Here is a 19,929-nt window from a genome sequence, read left to right on the forward strand (position 1 = left end):
GTTGGGGGCGATGGCCAGTTCGGCGCCGCCCGGTCCGCCGAGGGTCTCCCATTCCGACCAGGCGCCGCTGACCGCGGTCTGCCAGGCGTGCGAGACCCCGTTCGCGCCGGCGGCGAAGACCTCCAGCCGGCCGTCCGCCGAACGCGCGGACACCACCCGGCCGGACTGCGCCGGGTACACCAACGGCGCCGGACCGGGGCCGTTGCCCGGGGTGCAGGGCATGGCGATGCCGCGATCCGCGAGGTAGGGGACCGGGTCGGTGCGCACGGTCGCGTTCGCGTCGGCCCAGACCCGCAGGTGCAGGTGCGGGCCGCTGGAGGTGCCCTCGCTGCCCATCCGCGCGATCAGTTGCCCGGCCGTCACCTGGTCACCGGTGGCCACCTCCCGCTCCCGCATGTGGCCGTACTCGGTGATCGTCCCGTCCGGGTGCAGGACGCGGATCCACTGGCCGTAGCCCTGCGCCGGGCCGGAGACCAGCACCCGGCCGTCGCCGACCGCGTAGATCGGGGTGCCGTAGTCGTTGGCGATGTCGATGCCGTTGTGCTCCTCGGTGTAGCCCTGGGAGATGTACCCGGAGGCCGGGCAGGAGGCCGTGAACCCGGCGGCCTCGGCGGGGGCGGCCGGTACCGCGACCGGCAGCAGCAGGGCGACCGCGGCCAGGGCCAGGCGCGCGGTGCGGCGGGAGAGGGAGGGGAGCACCGGAACGCCCCTCACGCCGTGCGCCGGCGGCCGAGGACGCCGCCGGAGGCGAGGGTGTTCCTGCGGGTGAGGTGGTGCGCGGTCAAGGTGACCTCCTGAGGGCGCGTGACGGCGGCCGGTCCGGACCGCCGGGTGTGGAGCGGTTGGGACGGTAGCCGCGCGCCGCGCGCCGCGGTACCCGGAACCATCCGGACTGACAGGAGCGGACCGGCCGCCGGGACCGGCGCCCTTCGGGGCGGCGCCGCGCCACGGCTGCCGCGCCACGGCCGCCGTGGGACGGACCGCTACCCGTCGGCGGACCCGGCCGGCGGGACCGGCTCGGCGTCGGTCAGGACGTAGGCGACGAGCTGGTGCCTCCCGTCCGCTCCCTGCTTGGCGACGACGGCGGCCGCCCGGACGTCCGGCGCGGCGGACAGCACCGACTCGATCTCGTCGAGTTCGATCCGGACGCCCGAGATCTTGACCTGCCGGTCGAACCGGCCGACGAATTCGAGCGCGCCGTCCGGTCGGGTCCGCGCCCTGTCGCCGGTCCGGTACCAGCGCCGCGGCACGGCACCGGCCTCCTCGACGAACCGCTCCCCGGTCTGCTCCGGCAGGCGGAAGTAGCCCGCGGCGACGCAGGGACCGCCGACCCACAGTTCGCCGACCTCGCCCGGTGCCACCGCGGAGCCGTCGTCGCCGACGACCCGGACGGACGCGTGGCGCAGGGGCCGCCCGATCGGGATCGCGGTGGACCGGGCCTCCTCCGGTGTCACCTCGTGCGTGGTGGCCCAGACCGTCGCCTCCGTCGGGCCGTACATGTTGTGGACCCGGACGCCCGGGAGGGCGGTCACCAGGCGCCGGGCGAGTCCCACCGGGAGCACCTCACCGCCGACGTGGAGCGCGCGCAGGTGCCGCAGGGACAGCAGGGCCTCCTCGGACGACGCGATCGCCGAAAGGAGCGAGGGGGTCGCCTGGAACAGCGTCGGCCGAAAGCGCCGCACCAGGCTCGGCAGACCGTCGTCACCGGGCGAGTCGAGCCGGTCCACCATCCTGGCCGGGCTCACGACGGTGGCTCCGCCGCGGGTGAGCGGCCAGAGCAGCTCCATGACCGCGATGTCGAACGCGACACTCGTCACGGCGAGGAACGTGTCGTCGAACGGGCTGCCGTAGGCCGTGTCGAGCGCGTCGAACAGCGCGGCCACGTTGGCGTGGGTGACCACGACGCCCTTGGGCCGACCGGTGGACCCGGACGTGTGGATGACGTAGGCGGGGTCCTGGGGGGAGGGCGAGGGCAGCACGATCTCGGCGAGGCCCGGTTCGGCCCGACGCGGCGTGACCTCGACCGCGTGGACGTCGAACTCCCGCCCCCCGCCGTCCGTGACGAGGAGCGCGAGGTCGGCGTCCTCGACGACGGTCCGCCGGCGCTCGACCGGATAGCCCGGATCGAGGGGGACGTAGGCGGCCCCGGCGGCGGACACGCCGAGCAGGGCCACCACCAGGTCGACGCCCCGCTCGACCATGACGCCGACCCGGTCGCCCGGCCCGGCCCCCCGGGCGACGAGCCGGCGTCCCAGGGCCTCGGCCGCCAGCGCCAGTTCCGCGAAGGTGAGCGTGGTCGTCCGGTCGGACACGGCGGGCCTCGTCGGGTGGTCCAGCGCTACCGCCCTGACCTGGCCGAACAGGGCGGGCGTCACCGTGCCGATCCGAACTCGAGCAGCCGGGACACGCCTTCGCGGTCGTTCATCAGCCCCTCGTGGCTGTAGTCCGAGGAGAGCATCAGCCAGCAGGAGCCGATCCGCCGCGCGGTGCGGACCTGTTGCGTCCCCGGGAAGTACAGGTCGTCCGCGGCTGCCACGGCGTAGACGGGCACGGTGTTCCTCCCCAACTGGTCGAGGTCGTAGAGACTGGTCCATCCGGTGTACCGGGCGAGTTCGTCGGCCACCTCGGCGAACGGCGCCAGCGCCGCGAACTGACGGAACATCCACGGGAAGAACACCTCGCCGTAGAAGTGGAACGGACGGGCCCCGGCGGCGAACGCCGGCTCGTCCGCGTAGAGCCGGTCGGCGGCCCACCCGGTGGCGCGTCCGGGGTGCCCGTAGGTGTACTCCTGCAGGTAGAAGAGCGGGGAGTCGACCAGGTACGTCGCCGCCGCGACCGCGGCCAGGAAGTCCTCGGTGAGGTGGTCGCCGTCCCAGGCGCCCTGGAGGAGGTCGTGGACCGCGGCCATCCCGCCGGCGAAGCCGAACTTCAGACCGAGGAACCGGAACCGCTCGGGCGACAGCCGCTCTCCTGTCGGCAGCAGCACCTCGTGGTCGCCGAGGTGGTCGACGATCCGGTCGACGAGCCCCGCGTCCCCGGGATACCGCCGGTAGTACTCGGCGTTCTTCCTCCTGCTCATCACCAAGGTGTCTCGCAGCAGGTCCTCGGCCGTGCTGACCGGGCCCAGGAGCCCGCTGGAGATGAACACCCGGTCGACGCACTCCGGGGAGAGGGAGAGGTAGGTCAGGGCGATGGAGCCGCCGTAGCTCTCCCCGAACAGCGTCCAGGCCGGGACCCGCAGCACCCGCTCCCGCAGGAACTCCGCGTCCCGGACGACGGCGTCCGCGCGGTAGCACCGGAGCCGCTCCAGCGCCTCGGCCGGCGTCATGCCCGCGATGGTGGCGGCGGTCACCGGCGAGCTGCGGCCGCCGCCGCGCTGGTCCAGCAGCACCACCCGGTACCGGTCCAGGGCGGCGTCCAGCCAGGCGGGGATCCTGGTGCGCGGATCGGGGCACTGTCCGCCGGGGCCGCCCTGGAGGAAGAGCAGGTACGGCAGGTCGCGGTCCACCGCGGCGCGGCGCACCACCGTCCTGGCGAACAGCTCGATCGACGGGCCGGCCGGGTCGTCGTGGTCGACCGGGACCTCGAAGCGGTGGTCCTCGACCACGACCTCGTCGTGCTCCCGGTCCGCACCGGTCGGCGCGGAGAAGGCCAGGATGTTGCGGACCGTGGGGTTGCGGCGCAGCCGGTGGCCGTCGACGCGCCTGCCCGTGCGGTCCGTCCACGCCGCGCAGGCCGTCGTCAGGAGCAGCGACGTCACCCCCAGGTGGGTGAGGTCCTCGTCGGGATCGAGGTCGGCCCGGGCCAGCTCCGCCGTGAACAGCCGCAGCAGGAAGTCGAGGTCGCCGATGGGTTCGCCGCCGATGGGTTCGCCGCCGGCCGGTTCGTCGCCGGCCGCCGCCCCGGTCTCCGGGGACGACGGCGCGGACGCCGTCTCGGCGGCCAGCCGTTCGAGCGCGGCCCGGTCCGTCTTCCCGTTGGGCAGCACCGGCAGCGTGTCGACGAACACGAACCGCGTCGGGACCGCCTCGGGCGGCAGGACGGCCCCGAGGTGTGCCCGCAGCCGGGCGGTCACGTCCGCCGTGGTGTCCCGCTCGGTCCGCTCACTCATAGCGGCGCCGCAGCAGCGTCTCGTCGTACTTGGTGCGGAACAGCCCGCGCTCCTGCAGCAACGGCACCACCTCGTCCACGAAGTCGGCGAGGCCGGCCGGGAACACCGCGGGCATGAGGTTGAACCCGTCCGCCGCGCCCTCCCCGACCCAGGTCCCGATGACGTCCGCGATCCGCTCCGGGGTGCCCGCGACCACCAGGTGGCCTCGCCCGAAACCCTGGTGCGCGATGATGTCGCCGACGGTGGTGCCCGGCCGCCGGGCCATTCCGGTGATCAGCTCGTACGTGGTGCGGTTGCCCTGGATGCTGTCGGCCGGGGGGAGGCGCTCCACGGGGAAGGGCGCGTCGACGGCGCAGTCGGTGATGTCCACGTTCAGCATCATCGAGATGTGTTCCAGGGCGTAGTCGACGGCCTGCAGGCCGGTGAGTTCGCGCTTCTTCTCGTCCGCCTCGACCTGCGTGGCACCGACGATCGGGATCAGTCCCGGCAGGACCTTCACCGTTCGCCCGTTCGCGGCGGCGCGGCGGCGCATCTCGGTGCGGAACCGCGCGCCGTCGCGGACGTTCTCCTGCACGGTGAACACCGCGTCGGCGTGCCGGGCGGCGAACGACCTGCCCGCCTCCGACGCGCCGGCCTGGACCAGGAACGGGCGGGACTGGGGGCTGCGCTGGATGTTGAGCGGCCCGCGGACGGCGAAGTACTCCCCCTGGTGGTCGATCCGGTGGATCCGGTCCGGGTCGGTGTAGTGCCCGTTGGCGCGGTCGCGGACCACGGCGTCCTCGTCCCACGACTCCCAGAGCCGGTGGGCGACGGCCAGGAACTCGTCGGCGCGGTCGTACCGTTGCTGGTGCGGGAGCATCGCCGGCCGGTTGAAGTTCCTGGCCTCGTTGACGCTGTTGGACACGACGATGTTCCAGCCGACGCGGCCGCCCGAGATGTGGTCGAGCGAGGAGAACATCCGGGCGAGGTGGAACGGCTCGTAGTACGAGGTCGACGCGGTCGCGATCAGTCCGATGTGCTCGGTGCCCAGGGCGAGGCCGCTCAACACGGTGAGCGGTTCGAGCCCGCCGCAGTAGTTGCTGCGCGGCTTGTGCCAGAGCGCGTCGGCGATGAACACGGAGTCCAGCAGCCCTCGTTCCGCGAGTCGGGCGAGTTCGAGGTAGTAGTGGATGTCGGTGACCCGGGCCGAGTCGCACCCGGGATGCAGCCACGCGGAGTCATGGTGCCCGGGCAGCAGCATGAACAGGTTGAGGTGAATACTCAAGGCGCCTGACACTTTCGGCTGGTCGGAGCGGTGGTCGTCGAAGCGGTCGCCGTGGGAGCGGTGGTCGGCCGAGCGGTGGTCGGGGGAGCGGTGGTCGGGGCGCCGGCCTACGGCAGGCTCTTCGCCTCGTGCAGCTCGGTGACCAGCCGGATGGCCTCGTCCATGCGCTTCGCGCAGTGCTCGACGTCGTCCCCCTCGACGAGGGCCCAGGCGACGGCGATCGAGGTGGTCTTGAGCTCCTTCATGACCTCGCCCACCGGCGCCTTCATCCGGACGTGACGCACCCCGGGCAGGCTCTCCAGGTCCTCCTGCGTCACACCGTTGCGGAAACCGGACTTGACCGGCAGGCACACGAAGCCCATGACGCCGGTGGGTTCGAACGCGGGCGCCGGAACGGGCGCGTCGATGTGGACGAGGGCGTGTGCCGCCCAGAGGCTGACCCCGACGGTGTGCTGTGCGCTGATGCTGACCAGGCCGCCGGCCGGTCGCCAGGCGAGCTCACCGGCGACGAACCTGCCCGGGCCACCGAACACTTCGAGGTGGAAGACGGTGTTGCGGCCGCCGAGCGCCGACCGGCAGCGTTCGGCGAAGGCACGGGCCTCCTCGTAGAGTTCCGGGTACGCCTTGGGCGGGAGGGCGATCGAACGGAACGGGTTCCCGTTCTTCGCCTCGATGCACGGGTTCACGTCGCGCGACACCATGAAGGTCTCGATCCGGCCGTCGACGACGACGCCGTCGAAGTGCCACTCGTCCCCCGACTGCCACTCCTCCACCATGAAGGCGTCGAGTTCCGGTGTGGCGGTCAGCCGGTCGAACAGCTCCTCGGCGGTTTCCGCCCGGAAGACGAGATGGGCGCCGCCGTCGGCCGTCGGCTTGACGATGTAGGGAGGAGCGAGGTCCCCGAGCGCGTCGCGGAACCCGCCGACCGAGGTCGGCCGCTCGGGGAACACCACGAACCGCGCCGTCGGTACGCCGTGCCGCTGCCAGAGGGTCTTCTGCAGCGGCTTGTCGCGACCGGCGAGCGCGACCCGGGCGTCCATCGGCTTCCGGCACCCGAGGATGTCGTTCAGGATGGCGGCGGTGGTCACCGCGAACTCGTGCCCCGAGACGACGACGTCGACCTGGTCGGCGACACCGAGGTGGATCAGGGCGGCCCAGGCGAGTTCCGGCCGGTCGAAGGAGGGGAGGAACGCGCGGTGCGTGATCAGGCCCTGGCAGGCCTCCATCACCACGCGGTCGTGCGCCACGTACAACACCGTGACGGTGTGGCCGAGGCGGGCCAGCTCCTCGATCGCTTCTTGTTCCGCACCTAGAAGAACGACGTTCACCTTGTACCAGATCCCTCGGTTCGACGGATGTGTCTGCTCAGCTCCGGTCAGCGCTGCGCTGCCCGGTGCTGCGCCGTTCTGGTCTGTCCGGCGCTGCGCTGCCTGCGCCGCGCTGCCCCGCTCAGCGGTCGAGATACACCGGAAGGGTGTCCAGGCTCCGCACGGTGGCGGTGGTGCGGCGGGTGGGCTCCGCCGCGAGGCGCAGCCGTACGCCCTCGTCGCTCAGCGCGTTGATCACCGCGGTGACGCTCAGCTTGCCGAACTCGGAGCCGAAGCAGGCGTGCGGCCCCGAGCCGAAGCCCAGGTGCGGGTTCGGCCGGCGGTCCAGGTTGATGTCCTGCGGGTCGGCGAAGACCCGGGGGTCGCGGTTGGCGGCGGCCAGCAGCGTCACCACGTTGTCGCCCGCCGCGATGCGGGTGCCCTCGATCAGGGTGTCCGTGACCGCGATCCTGCTGGTTCCCTGCGCCGGCCCGTCGTACCGGATCAGCTCGTCGACGCCGGTCGCCGTGCGGGACGGGCGGGACAGCTCCGGCAGCAGGTCGGGCACGGTCGCCAGCAGGTGGGCCGCGTTGCCGACCATGGCGAAGATCGTCCCGTAGCTGGCGTTGAACATCATGGCGGCCGAGTTCCGGATGTAGTGGCTGCCGGAGAACTCCTTGTCCGCCCGCCGGATGAGGTTCGCGATCAGGCCGTTGTCGCCCTCGGGGCGCGGGAACCAGCTCTCGCCGAGGTCGTTCAGGCGCTTGCGCGCGGCATCTCCCTGCGGGATGTTCTCCGGCGCGAGGCCCGAATCCATCCGGAGCGCGATGCCGTGCGAGATCTCCGCGTAGTCCGCGTCGTCGGGTTCGGGGACGCCGAGCAGGGCCGCGGAGATGTGCAGGGCGAAGGGCGCGGACACGTCCGCCATCAGGTCGAACGGCTCGCCCGGCCGCTGGGCGGCCAGTCGCCCGCGCACGAAGTCGACCGCCTCGCGGAACAGCCGGTCCTTGTCCTGCGAGCGCATCGCGCTCACCAGGAGCTGGCGCAGCGGGTTCTGCTCCGGCGGGTCCATCATCTGCACGTTCTGGCGGAAGTCCGGGATCTTCTCCCCGACCCGGCTGGGGTCCCGCGCGAAGGTCGCGTGCTCGCGGAGCACGCGCACGCAGTCCGCGTGCCGGACGACCACCCACGCGCGCATGCCGGCATGCCAGTGGACGGGCTGCTCCTCAAGCATCCTGGTGTAGGTCGGATAGGGATCCCTGAGCATGGCCGGGGACAGCGGATCGTAGGTCGGGGTGGGGGTCACCAGGCTCCGCCTTCGTGTCATCGGGGTGGAGAACGCACGCCGCCGCGCGTTCGACGCGGGGCGGCGTGCGTCCGGTGTCTTTCACGAATTCCTTGTTCTCACTGCGGGATCACTCGACCCCGGGACCGGGCGTAGCTCACCGGTCCTCCGCCGTGTCTCAGTGGTTGTAGGACATGGACGTCACCCCCGTTCCGCGAGCAGTGGCACGAGCCGGGCAGCTGTCGGGTGCTCGGACGCGGCCCCGCGTGGCAGGTCCGCACCGAGCGCCGCGGTGTCTCAGTGGTTGTAGGACATGGACGTCACCCCCGTTCGGCGAGCAGTTGCACAAGTCCGGCAGGCGTCGGGTGCTCGAACACGTCACGGAGCGGCAGGTCGACACCGAGCCGCCCGTGAATGTCGTGCGCGACCCGTACCATGCCGAGTGAATGGCCGCCAGTTGCGAAGAAGTTCTGGTGGACGTCGGCCACCGGCACTCCCAGCACCTCGGCGAACACGTCGCAGACGGTCTGCTCCGCCCCTTCGGCCGGTGGCCGGCCGGCGGACTCCTCGGTCAGCGCCGGCAGCGCCTTCCGGTCGAGCTTCCCGTTGGGAGTCAACGGCAGGGCCTCGACCATCCGGAATCCGGTGGGCACCATGTGGAGCGGCAGCGACTCGGCCGCGTGTCGGCGCAGGGCGGTCGGCGTCAGCGCCTCGGTCGCGGGCACGACGTAGGCGACCAGGCGGGTGGCCGGGGTGTGCTTGTTGACCGCGAGCACGGCGACCTGGACCACCTCGTCGTGACCGCGCAGCACGGCCTCGATCTCGCCGAGCTCGATGCGGAAGCCCCGGACCTTCAGCTGGTCGTCCACCCGGCCCATGAACACGAGCTGCCCGTCGGCGCGCCAGCGCACCACGTCTCCGGTCCGGTACATCCGGCTGCCCGGCGGGCCGAAGGGATCGGCGACGTACCGGTCGGCGGTGAGGCCGGGCCGTTTGAGGTACCCGCGGGCCAGCTGCACCCCCGCGATGTACAACTCGCCGGCGACGCCCGGCGGTACCGGCTGGAGCCACCGGTCGAGGACGTAGGTCCGCATGTTGTCGACCGGTCGGCCGATCGGCGCCTCGTCCGGCCAGTCGCCGGGATCGGCGGGCAGGGCGAACGAGGTGGCCACATGGGTTTCGGTGGGGCCGTAGTAGTTGGCCAGCCGGCGGTCCGGCACGGCGCGGTGGAACGCCGCCAGTTCGGGGGTCAGCGCCAGGCTCTCACCGCCCTGGATCACGTGCCGCAACCGGGGCAGTTCGGTCCCGGCGGCCTGACTGATGTCGACGATCGCGGCGAGGACGAGGTTGGGCACGAAGACCTCGTCGACCTCGCTCTTCTCCAGCCACGTCACCAGCTTGTCGAGGTCCCGGCGGGTCTCCTCGTCCGGGAGCTCGACGCAGCCGCCGCGCACCGTGGCGATCAGGATCTCCACCAGCGCCACGTCGAAGCTGATCGACGAGAAGTTGGCGATCCGGTGGGTGGCCGCGCCGTCCGACGTCGCGGACACCCGCTCGTACCACCTGATGAGGTTCACCAGGGCGGAGCCGGGCATCACCACCGCCTTCGGCAGCCCGGTCGACCCCGAGGTGTAGATCATGTAGCAGGGGTGGGCCGGCAGCAACGGCGTGACCCGGTCCGCGTCCGTCAGGTTGCCGTCCGCCATGCCCTGCTCGTCGACCGGTCCGGTCAGCACGAGTTGGGGATCGCTGTCCTTGAGCATGAACGCCACCCGCTCCGGCGGGTACTCCGGATCGACCGGACAGTAGGCCGCGCCGGCCTTCAGCGTGCCCCACACCGCGACGATCAGGTCCACGGACCGGGCCATCGACAACGCGACGACCGACTCCGGCCCGATGCCGCGGCCGGCCAGGTGACGGGCGACCCGGTTCGCCCGCGCGTTCAGCTCGCCGTAGGTCAGTGCCGAATCCCCGCACCGCACCGCCACCGCGTCCGGGGTCGCGGCGGCCCGCGCCTCCAGCAGTTCGGGCAGCGCGCTCTGCGCCACGTCCCTCGCCGTGTCGTTCCAGGCGGTGAGGACGTTCGAGAGCTCGGTCGCGGAGAGGATGGTGACGGCGCCGATGGTCCGGTCGGCGTCGGCCGCCATGGCTGTGAGCACGCGGACCAGCCGAGCCGCGATCGTCTGGGCGCTCGCGCGGTCGAACAGGTCGGTGTCGAACCGCAGGTCGCAGACGAGGCCTGCCGCCGTCCCGTCCGGCCCGTGGCGCGCGTCGACGTTCAGGTGCAGGTCGAACCCGGACGCTCCGAACCCGGGCGCTCCGAGGTCGGGCACGTCCGCGGACGAGCGCAGCCCGGCCGGCCGCCACTCGACCGCGCGGGCTCCGGCGGTCACGAGGACCTGGCACAGCGGGTTCCGGCCCGGGACCCGTGCCGGATCGACGGCCCGCACGACGTGCTCGAACGGCACGTCCTGGTGCGCGAAGGCGGCCAGGTCGACCGCACGAACCCGGTCGAGCAGCTCCGCGAAGGTGGGGTTTCCCGCGAGACCGGTGCGCAGCACGACCGTGTTCGCCACGAGTCCGACGACGTCTTCCGACGCCTCGTCGGGGCGCCCCGGGGTGAGCGTGCCGATCGGCACGTCCACGTCGCCGGTGAGCCGGCTGAGGAGCACGGCCAGCGCGGCCTGGACGATCATGAACATCGTCGTCCCGGTACGGTGCGACAGCTCGACCAGCCGTGCGTGCTCCTCGGGGGGGACCTCGAAGCGCACCGAGTCCTCGCCGCGACTCGGCGTCGCCGGACGCGGGCGGTCGAACGGCAGCCCGATCTCGCCGCCCAGCCCTGACAACGTCGTCCGCCAGAAGGCCAGTTGCCGCGCCGCGAGGCTGTGCGGATCCGACGCGTCACCGAGGCGCCGCAGTTGCCGCAGCACGTGGTCGGCGTACTGCACGGGCGGCTTCGCCCAGTCGGGGGCGGTGCCCCGGCACCGTGCCTCGTACGCCAGGGTGAGATCGCGGCCGAGCGGGGCCATCGACCCGCCGTCGCAGGCCGTGCGGTGCAGTGACAGCACCAGGACGTGGTCGTCCGCGGCGATCCGGAACAGGCCGGCGCGGACGGGTATCTCCGTCGCGAGGTCGAAGGTGTGCGCCGCGGCGGCGGCGACCTCCCGCTCCAGGGCGGAGGGTGCGACGGTGCGGGTGTCGAAGACCGGGCGGGCGTCCGGAAGCACGCGTTGGACCGGCACCCCCGCCACGGGCACGATCACGGTGCGCAGGCTCTCGTGACGCAGGACGACGTCGGTCAGTGCCGCTTCGAGCGCGGCCCGGTCCAGTGCGCCGTGGAGCCGCAGGACGAGCGGGATCTGGTGGGTCGACGTGGTGCCGTGCACCCGGTCGAGGAACCAGAGGCGGAACTGGCCGGAGGAGACCGGCAGCGGATCCGGCCGTCGCAGGGGTCCTGACTGCTCCGGCTCGGCCAACGGCGCGATGTCGTTCAATACTGCTCCTCTTCGGTGCGTTCTCGGACACCGTCAGCGGTTCCCCGTGTCCCCACCGGGCGGATCGCCCGCCGTTGGAGAGTCGCACACGACGACGATCGGTTCGAGTGGTCGACGAATGATTCCGGTCAGGAGAACACACGGAACACTCCACCAGCCTGGTGCCAGCGGCTTTGCTCGAGTTCCGGGCTGTCACCGCAGTCACGCCCGCCACGCGCTCCCCGCCGTGCTGGCCGGTCAGGAACACGAAAGGGCGAAGGCGAACGGGACTTGTCCGGCCTCATACTGGCCGAGATTCGTTGTCGACCGGCATCCGTTCTCATATCCCCCCCTCGGACCCGCCATCACATGGTGATACGGCCCCCCACTGCTACGGTCACCAGGCACGATCCCGCCGCGACGACCGTCCCGCGGCCGCGGTCACACTCCCACCCAACTGGCCTCGCACCATGACAAATTGACGGAGCGTGCGTGGACGGCCCGGCGAACGGGGCCGGGTGGCCCCGCCGGCGTCACCGCCCGAACTCCCGCCGTAGTCGCCGCCCCCGGCCGAAGAAGATCCATCACCAGCCCGACGTTGATCGACGACCTCATCGCCGGGCCCGGCGAATGCCCCGGCCGTGCCGTGGCGTCACCCCGAAGCGAAAGCTCGGAAGCGCTCTGCCGGCAGCCCGGACCCGTCGGGAGCTTGTACACGCCCTGGCTTGGTGCGAGACTGGCGCGGCCACGGAAGTCGCGATTAGGGGGTCGCATTGAACGTCCCAGAGAGCGTCCGCGCGGAGTACGAGGAGCAGGGCTTCAGCATTATCCGCGACGTCATTCCGAAGGATTTACTGGAGGAGATCAGGGCCCATGTCGACTGGCTCACCGATCGCTATCCGGACCTCCGCCCGGAACATCTCCACCATCCGCTGATACGCAATGACGCATTCTGGGTGAGACTCGTCTCCGACCCCCGGCTGGTGGATATCGCCGAATTCTTCCTCGGCCCGGACGTCGCGTGCTTCACGGCGCACTACATCTGCAAGCCCCCCCAGGACGGCCAGCCGGTGCTCTGGCACCAGGACGGTTCCTACTGGAACCTCGACCCGATGCGCGCACTCACCGTCTGGCTGGCCGTCGACCGGTGCACCACCGAGAACGGCTGTCTGCGGGTCATCCCCGGCAGCCATCGCATGCCGCTCCACGCGCCGGTCCGCTCGGTCGACTCGCCGAACATGCTGTTCTCGGTCTCCGAGGAGGAGCTGGTGCGGGAGTGGTCGGAGCGCAACGGTGTCGTAGACATCGAACTCGACCCGGGCGACGTCGAGATCCACCACCCGAACATCCTGCACTGCTCGGGGCCGAACACCTCGCCGCGCCGCCGCTGCGGGCTGGACATCGGATACATTCCGGCGACCACCAGGATCACCAGCGACGGCCTCTATCTGAATCCGCTCCTGGTGCGGGGCGAGCCCGTCGCCGGAATCAACAGCTACCGGCGGTATCCCTCCTATGTTCCGGAGGAGACGATCCCGTTCGCGGGCATGGAGAGCTGGGGCGAGGAGATCGCGGCCCGCAACGCCAGGAACTCCGACGAAGCCGCCGATCCGGAGACGCCGCTCGACGCCACCCACCGGATGATCGACCGGCTCCACGAAGGCACCGTCAAGCGGTGAACCCGCCTCGGTGACCCAGGAGTCGGTCGAGGCGGTGTCCGGCGGCGCCGGATCCTCCCCCGACCGCCCGGGCGCCCTCCTGCGGGTCGATGTCCAAGCGCAGGAGGGCGGTTGACGGATGATCGGGCCGCTCGTCCCCGGGGGTCCGGGGCGCTACGAGGCCGGCGCCGCCGGCGCTCCCTCCGCCCGCATGGCGCGGACTTCCCGACTCAGCAGCGGCAGCAGGCACAGGGCGACGTAGGCGACTCCGCAGGCGAGTACGACCTCGCGCGCCCCGTACGCCGCGGCGAGCGGCCCCACGGCGAGCTGCGAGAGCGGGATCGCCACGAAGGACAGCAGCTCGTCGTAGGCCGCGACCCGCGACAACGACTCCGCGGGGACGGCGGCCTGGAGCGTCGTCTCCCAGCCGATGGACGCCACGGTGAGGCCGAGCCCCCCGACGAAGGCGGCCGCCGACACGATCCACGCGTTCCCGGTCAGACCGACCGCCAGCAGCGGTAAGCCCGCCAGGGTCCCCCAGACCGCGCCGTCACGCAGCGGCCGGCGCAGGACCACCTTGACGGCCACGACGCTCATCACCAGGAGCCCGATCGCGCGTACGGTCTGCACGGTGCCCCAGCCCATGGCGCCGTCGTTCCCCGACACCACCTGCGCCCCCAGCACGTTCCACGGCCCGACGTTGGCGGCGTTGACCAGGGCGAACGAGATGGTCATGATCACCACCCAGCGCATCGACCGGAAGGTGGCCCAGCCGTCGAGGAGGTCGTGCCAGAGCGGCTCGCGCGCCGCGGGCGGGCGGCTCTCTGCCGGGATGCGCGTGAAGGCCGCGGCGGCCAGGAGGTAGGAGGCCGCGTCGGCCGCGAGGGCCCACCCGCCGCCGACCGTGGCCACCAGGACGCTGGCGATCATGGGACCGATGATGCGCACGGTGTTCTGGCTGCTGGCCAGGAGCGCGTTGGCGCGCTGGAGGTCCTGCCGCTCGACGAGTTCGGGCACGATGCCGCGGAGCGCGGGCTGCGAGAACGCGTTCACGACGCCGCCGACGAGGGCGAGGCCGACGAACGCGGCGAGGTGGTAGCGATCCGTGATCAGCAGGACGGCCATCGTGGTCATCACGGCCGCGGTGCAGAGGTTGGACAGGAGGAGCACGGTCCGCCGGCTCACCCGGTCGGCGACCGCGCCGCCCAGGAGCAGGAGCACGAGGGTGGGGATCATGTTGGCGGCCAGGACGATGCCCAGATCCGCCGCCCTGCCGGATGCCTGGAGCACGGAGAGGGCGAGCGCGACGGTGGTCATGGACGAGCCGGCCAGGTCGACGGTCCGGCCCACGAAGAACCAGCCGAACCGGCCCTTCAGGAGGCGTTTCGTCGGGGTTGGAACTGATGTCACGGTATCTGTCACGCGGACAATATCGAGCCCGGTGGGGGGCCGGGTGAATCCTTGCGACAACAGTCGCAACAACCGCCCGGCGTCCCCGCGGTGGGGGAAGCCGACGACGGGAAGGCCGCGCCGGCGGCGCGGCCGGACCGGCCCGGCCCATGGCGCCGACCTGTCCGGAACTCATGACCCCCGATGCGCCGTCGTCCGGCCGGCGCCCGTCCGCGAGAGCGGACGCGTTCTGCTCCGGACCGGTCGGCGGCGGCGCCGGCGCTCCACCGGAAAGGCCCGTCACCAGCCACGAAACCACGTCCGCGACGAATCGTGAGCGGAACTGCCGCCGCCGCCCCGGATCCCGACGGACCACCGAATTGCGGCGAATCCGGACCGATCTCGGCGGCTGCCGGACTTGTACGCCAGTACAGAACTGGCAATTTCTGCTCCGTGGGCGTCTCTTGACACCGAAGTGAAGACCGGGGACTCTGATCACCGGAGCAACATATTGGTGCGTTTCCAGCTGTCGCACGGCCGACTGCCGCTCAGGAGAACGCGCGCGTTGCGGGGGTTCACGGCTCATGTCCGGTATGGACATATCCGCCGCACTCCGGCAGGTCGCACCGCTCAGGGCGGTTTCCCCTGGTGCCACACAGGGTCATGGCAAGGCGTTCCCTCGGACCGCCCGTGGACAGCGAGACTTCCGGCGAAAAGGGACACCTTGAATCCGACCGAAGCCAGGCTGGCAGAGATCTGGCGTACCGTACTGGGAATATCCGAAGTGGGTCGCGAGGACGACTTCTTCGCCATCGGCGGTGACTCCCTGCTGATGGCCAAGGCCGTCGGCCACATTCGGCGGACCTGGCTCATCGAGATCAATCTTCGGGACCTCATCGAGCGCCCGGTGCTCTCCGAACTCGCCCACTGGGTCGACCAGCGGGCGGCGGACGTCCCCGCGGCGTCGCACGCCGAGCGCGACTGACCCGAACCGGGCGGCAGGCGGGCCTTCGGCCCCACGGCCCGGGCGCCCGCGAGGAGACAGGGAACGACCCCGAGGCACGCCGAGCGAAAGGTCCTACGATGAAGTCGGTCGTGTTTGTCGACCTGCCGACCTACGAGAACATGCTTCCGCTTGCCGCCGGATACATGCAGGCGTACGCGCAGAACGACCCGAAGCTCAGGGCTTCCTACCGCTTCGAGATCGCCTCGTTCCCGGCCGCCATGGACCGTGGGCGCATCCTGGGCGAACTCCTCTCCCGGGAAGCGGACGTCTACGCCATCGGGTGCTACATCTGGAACTCGAAGCTGGTGCAGTGGCTGCTGCGTGAACTGGTCTCGAAGCGCCCCGACGCGCACTTCCTGCTCGGCGGTCCCCAGGTGATGAAGAACGCCCTGCGTTACCTGCCCGAACCCGTCGACCGGGTCTACGTCTGCAACGGCGAGGGAGAGCTGACGGTCCACGGGCTGCTCACCCAACTGGCGGCCGACCGGGCCGACCTGAGCCTCGTCCCGGGCCTGTCGTACTGGGAGGCGGGCGAGCTGGTGACGACGGAGGCGGCTCCGCGCGTCAAGAGCCTGACCGAGATCCCGTCACCGTTCCTCACCGGCGTCTTCGACGGGCACGAATTCAGCTTCGCGATCATGGAGACGAACCGGGGGTGCCCGTTCCGTTGCAGCTTCTGTTACTGGGGGGCCGCCACCAACGACAAGGTGCACAAGTTCGAGGTGGACCGCATCAAGGCCGAGCTCGACTGGATCACCGATCACGGGTTCGCCGGGCTCTTCATCGCCGACGCCAACTGGGGCCTCGCCCCGCGGGACGTCGAACTGAGCGAGTACCTGGTGGAACGCAAGAACCTGACCGGATTCCCGTTGATGGTGAACATGGCGGCGGCCAAGAACAAGCCGGACCGCATGGCCGAGATCACGGAGATCTTCGTGCGCGGCGGGCTGATGGCCGCCCAGCCGATCTCCCTGCAGAGCCTGAGCCCCGAAGCCCTCAAGATGGTCGAGCGCCAGAACATCCGGCAGGAGACGTACACCAGTCTGCAGCGGACGCTGCGCGAGAAGGGAATCAGCTCGTACGTCGAGCTGATCTGGCCGCTCCCGGGGGAATCGTACGCCTCGTTCAAGGAGGGCGTCACGAAACTGTGCCGGTCCGATGCGGACACCCTCATCATCTATCCGCAGCTGCTCCTCAACAACACCCCCATGTTCGGCCGGCAGGAGGAGTTCGGGCTCCAGGTGGAGTCCGCGCCCAGCGAGATCGCCGAGGCGGACGTGGTGGTCGCCACCAAATGGGTTTCCCGTCGTGAGTGCGAGGACGGGTTCTGGCTCTACTACGCGATTCACTGCCTGTACAACATGCGGGGCCTGCTGCTGGTCGCCAGGTACCTCGACCGGCAGGGCGTGGTGTCCTTCGGGGACCTCTTCGCCTCGTTCGCCGAATACCTCAAGAAGGGCGACGGCGAGATATGCGACTTCATCTCCCGGTCGATCGAGAACCTCGCGAACTATGACCTCATGAACACCGGTATCACCGCCCACATGATCCTGAGTTCGCACCGCGACGAGTTCGACCGGTTGCTCTTCGATTTCGTGAGCGGCCAGGAGTGGTGGGCCGATCCGGTGGCACGCACGGCATTCGAGATGGATCTGCTGGTCCGGCCCTACGTCTACCGGGAGCCGTTCCGGCTGCCTTCCGTCGGATTCCGGGAGGTCGAGCCGGAGGCCGTGGACGACTACGCGGTGCAGGTGCGCCTGCCGCAGGACCTGACCGAGCTGGTCGCGGTGTTCGAGGACGGCGGGACACCGGCGGTGGGGAACGACGAGGGCACCGGCGGGACGACCGTGCGGATCGACCACCGGGGCCGGCAGAAGGTGCCCTACATGGCGCGCCGCAGTCTGGAGCACAACGCGAACTACTGCCAGGGCATCGTCCTGCGGTTCCGTGAGGTGCTTCCGACCCTGAGCCGCGTCAGGACCGAGTCGATCTCCAGCAGGTGACGTCGATTCCCGGCAGGTGACGTCGATCCCCGGCAGGTGACGGAGTGCAGCGACAGGACGGAGCGTCCATGGAAACCCCAGCGGACAACGACAAGGCCGGCGCGGCGGACCCCGCGGACGTCGCGGAGGCGCTCGTCGACTGGCTGCGCGGCGAACTCAACGACGGGACCATCTCGGCTTCGGACAACTTCCTCGACGTCGGCGGCTACTCGCTGTTGTTCTCGAAGCTGAACAGGTTCCTCGGCGCGACCTACGGCGTGGCCCTCGACATCCGGACGACCTACACCGAGCCGCTCGACGTGGCCGTGACGAAGATGCAGCCGGCGGAGAAGCGGTAGAGACGATGGAGGGGAAGGACATGAGCAGCTCCGAACGCACGGATTTCTCGCTCACACCCGACGAGTTGGCGTCGTTCCACCGGAGCGGCTTCCTCGGACCGGTGACCGTCTACGGCGAGGACGAGATGGACCGGATCTGGAGGACGGTCCAGCGCGAGTCGCTGGACCGGTCGCGGGCCGCGTACCCCGAGGCCGCGGGCAGCGGGGCCGGGAACATTGTCAACTACGACCGCCACCTCGACATCGACGTGCTGGCCCGGCACGTGCTGAACCGGAAGATCGTGGACCGGGTGGCGTCCATCCTCGGCCCGGACGTGCTCTGCTGGCGCACCGAGTTCTTCCCCAAGTACCCCGGCGACGAGGGCACCGACTGGCACCAGGCGGACACCTTCGCGAACGCCAGCGGCAAGCCCCAACTGCTGTGGCCCGGAGAGTCCGAGACCGAGTTCGGGGCGGGCACGCTCACGGTGTGGACCGCCTTCACGGACTCGACCCGTGAGAACGGCTGCCTGCAGATCATTCCCGGCACCCAGCACGAGCGGAACTACGACGAGACGCGGCGCATGGAGTACGACGCGCAGCGCATCAACACCGAGGTCAAGAACGGCGTCAGGCGGGGGTTCTTCGGGTACGACTACCGCCAGCTCCAGGTCGATCCCGACTGGCGGCCGAGCGAGGAGGACGCCGTCCCCCTGGTGATGAAGAAGGGCCAGAGCGTCATCTTCTGGTCGACGCTGATGCACGCCTCGCTGCCGAACAGCACCGAGGACAGCTACCGGATGGGGTTCGCCTGTCGGTACGTTCCGACGAAGGTGCGGATCTACCCGGACACGGATCACATCGAGGAGTACGGCGGTGCCATCTCCCTGGAGAAGTGGGCGGCCGTGCTGGTGAGCGGCGAGGACACCTTCGCCCACAACAGGATCGCCAAGGACGGCCGGTACGGCGGGCGGCGCGTCGGGTAGGCGGCCCGGGGCCGGGTGATTCCCTTGATCGCGGCGGTCGTCGTAGGCTGTCACGCCGTGACCCTCTTGCGCTTCGGACCGGACGCGTTGCAGGCGAGCCGGTTCGCCGTGTCCCCGCTCGCCGAGACGCTCAGCGAGATCACCCTGCTGCGGCAGGCGTGGGACCGCAGGGTCACGGGCCCCCGCGTCGAGGCGTTCGGCCGCTGGCTGACCGCGGGCCCGTTCGTCGGCGGTCTGCTGCGACTGGTGACGGCCACCAAGTACCTGCCCGACTTCGTGGCCATTCCACCGCCCGGGGGGCTCACCGGCAGCCTGGCCGACGAACTGGCGGCCATGCGCGCGATCGACGACCCGGCGGCACGCGCCATGCTCGCCGAGGCGCAGCGGTTCGCCTGGACCAGCGACGGGATCGCCTGGGCCGAGGTCGACGGGATCACCCGCCGCACCGCCGACGTCTTCACCGACCTCTGGGCGCAGTTCGTGGAGCCGGACTGGCAGCGGCGCCGGGCCGTCATGGAACGCGACATCCGCCACCGGGCGGGCGTGATCGCGGTCAGCGGGTGGCGGCACGCGCTGGAGGGCATGGCGCCCGGCGTCCAGTGGGTCGGTCACGACGCGATCCAGTTCTCCACGCAGAACTACGCCGACCGCCACATCGGGAGCGACGGCCTCGTCTTCGTCCCGCACACCGGGCTGTCCGGCCAGTGGACCTGTGAGTCGCCCTCGCGGATCGCGTTCGTGTACCCGGCCAAGGGCGCCCTGGCCGCGGACTCGCGGGGAGACGGCGGGGTGGCCCGGCTGCTCGGTCGGGGCCGGGCCAGTGTCGTCGCCGAGTTGCGGATGTCGGCGACCCCGTCCCAACTGGCGGTCGTGCTCGGTGTCTCGCTCGGTACGGTCTCCGCCCACCTGGCGGCGCTGCGCGAGGCCGGGGTCGTGACCACCCGGCGGAGCGGCCGCGCGGTGTACTACGAGCTCACGCCGGTCGGCGACGAGCTCGCCCGTCTCGTCACGGCCGACAGCGGGGCCGGACCGGTCGGCCCGGCGGCCGCGGAGGCGGGCCGCTGAGGAGGCCGCGCGGTCACGGCGCCGGCGCCGGGCCGGCGGGTACGCGGACCCGCCGGCCGTCC

The 19,929-nt window shown here is 71.1% G+C and carries 14 protein-coding genes; 6 read left to right on the forward strand and 8 right to left on the reverse strand.

Translation table 11 applies throughout. From position 1 onward, the window contains the following. The 7 genes from ABZ497_RS08310 to ABZ497_RS08340 all read right to left on the reverse strand — a co-directional run. Positions 1-699, reverse strand: a 699-nt coding sequence (locus ABZ497_RS08310; protein WP_359804002.1) for a peptidoglycan DD-metalloendopeptidase family protein, incomplete at its 3' end; no start/stop codon positions are given. A 284-nt stretch (positions 700-983) separates the two neighbouring features. Further along, complete coding sequence (locus ABZ497_RS08315) at positions 984-2,375, reverse strand: amino acid adenylation domain-containing protein (RefSeq protein ID WP_359804003.1); 1,392 nt, start codon at positions 2,373-2,375, stop codon at positions 984-986. Further along, complete coding sequence (locus ABZ497_RS08320) at positions 2,372-4,111, reverse strand: alpha/beta fold hydrolase (RefSeq protein ID WP_359804004.1); 1,740 nt, start codon at positions 4,109-4,111, stop codon at positions 2,372-2,374. Before ABZ497_RS08320 ends, ABZ497_RS08315 begins: the two co-directional genes overlap by 4 nt. Next, complete coding sequence (locus ABZ497_RS08325) at positions 4,104-5,375, reverse strand: LLM class flavin-dependent oxidoreductase (protein ID WP_359804005.1); 1,272 nt, start codon at positions 5,373-5,375, stop codon at positions 4,104-4,106. The genes ABZ497_RS08320 and ABZ497_RS08325 overlap by 8 nt, the downstream gene beginning before the upstream one ends. 107 nt (positions 5,376-5,482) lie before the next feature. Next, complete coding sequence (locus tag ABZ497_RS08330; protein ID WP_359804006.1) at positions 5,483-6,703, reverse strand: hypothetical protein; 1,221 nt, start codon at positions 6,701-6,703, stop codon at positions 5,483-5,485. A gap of 121 nt (positions 6,704-6,824) precedes the next feature. Next, the gene (locus tag ABZ497_RS08335) at positions 6,825-7,988 is read right to left on the reverse strand and encodes a cytochrome P450 (RefSeq protein ID WP_359804007.1); all 1,164 of its coding nucleotides are present in this window, start codon (positions 7,986-7,988) and stop codon (positions 6,825-6,827) included. A gap of 299 nt (positions 7,989-8,287) precedes the next feature. Next, the gene (locus ABZ497_RS08340) at positions 8,288-11,464 is read right to left on the reverse strand and encodes an amino acid adenylation domain-containing protein (protein ID WP_359804008.1); all 3,177 of its coding nucleotides are present in this window, start codon (positions 11,462-11,464) and stop codon (positions 8,288-8,290) included. A gap of 752 nt (positions 11,465-12,216) precedes the next feature. Here ABZ497_RS08340 and ABZ497_RS08345 point away from each other — a divergent pair. Continuing rightward, the gene (locus ABZ497_RS08345; protein WP_359804009.1) at positions 12,217-13,122 is read left to right on the forward strand and encodes a phytanoyl-CoA dioxygenase family protein; all 906 of its coding nucleotides are present in this window, start codon (positions 12,217-12,219) and stop codon (positions 13,120-13,122) included. 153 nt (positions 13,123-13,275) lie between these two features. Here the strand turns inward: ABZ497_RS08345 and ABZ497_RS08350 are convergent, their stop codons facing one another. Beyond that, the gene (locus tag ABZ497_RS08350; RefSeq protein ID WP_359804010.1) at positions 13,276-14,523 is read right to left on the reverse strand and encodes an MFS transporter; all 1,248 of its coding nucleotides are present in this window, start codon (positions 14,521-14,523) and stop codon (positions 13,276-13,278) included. A gap of 481 nt (positions 14,524-15,004) precedes the next feature. On the opposite strand from ABZ497_RS08350, the gene ABZ497_RS08355 reads away from it, so the two are divergent. The 5 genes from ABZ497_RS08355 (at position 15,005) to ABZ497_RS08375 (ending at position 19,867) form a co-directional block, all read left to right on the forward strand. Beyond that, positions 15,005-15,475, forward strand: coding sequence for a phosphopantetheine-binding protein (locus tag ABZ497_RS08355; RefSeq protein ID WP_352294780.1), 471 nt, complete (start codon positions 15,005-15,007; stop codon positions 15,473-15,475). Between the two features lie 98 nt (positions 15,476-15,573). Next, positions 15,574-17,499: a radical SAM protein gene (locus tag ABZ497_RS08360; protein WP_359804011.1), complete on the forward strand. Its 1,926-nt coding sequence runs from the start codon at positions 15,574-15,576 to the stop codon at positions 17,497-17,499. 68 nt (positions 17,500-17,567) lie between these two features. Continuing rightward, entirely contained in the window at positions 17,568-17,837 is a 270-nt protein-coding gene (locus ABZ497_RS08365; protein ID WP_359804012.1) for a hypothetical protein, read from the forward strand. A 20-nt stretch (positions 17,838-17,857) separates the two neighbouring features. After that, complete coding sequence (locus ABZ497_RS08370; protein ID WP_329486254.1) at positions 17,858-18,802, forward strand: chlorinating enzyme; 945 nt, start codon at positions 17,858-17,860, stop codon at positions 18,800-18,802. A gap of 57 nt (positions 18,803-18,859) precedes the next feature. After that, positions 18,860-19,867 (forward strand): helix-turn-helix domain-containing protein, encoded by a 1,008-nt coding sequence (locus tag ABZ497_RS08375; protein ID WP_359804013.1) that lies wholly within the window; start codon positions 18,860-18,862, stop codon positions 19,865-19,867. Positions 19,868-19,929 lie beyond the last annotated feature (62 nt).

Origin of the sequence: Kitasatospora sp. NPDC005751 (genome assembly GCF_040630835.1) — a bacterium.
GTDB lineage: Bacteria > Actinomycetota > Actinomycetes > Streptomycetales > Streptomycetaceae > Kitasatospora.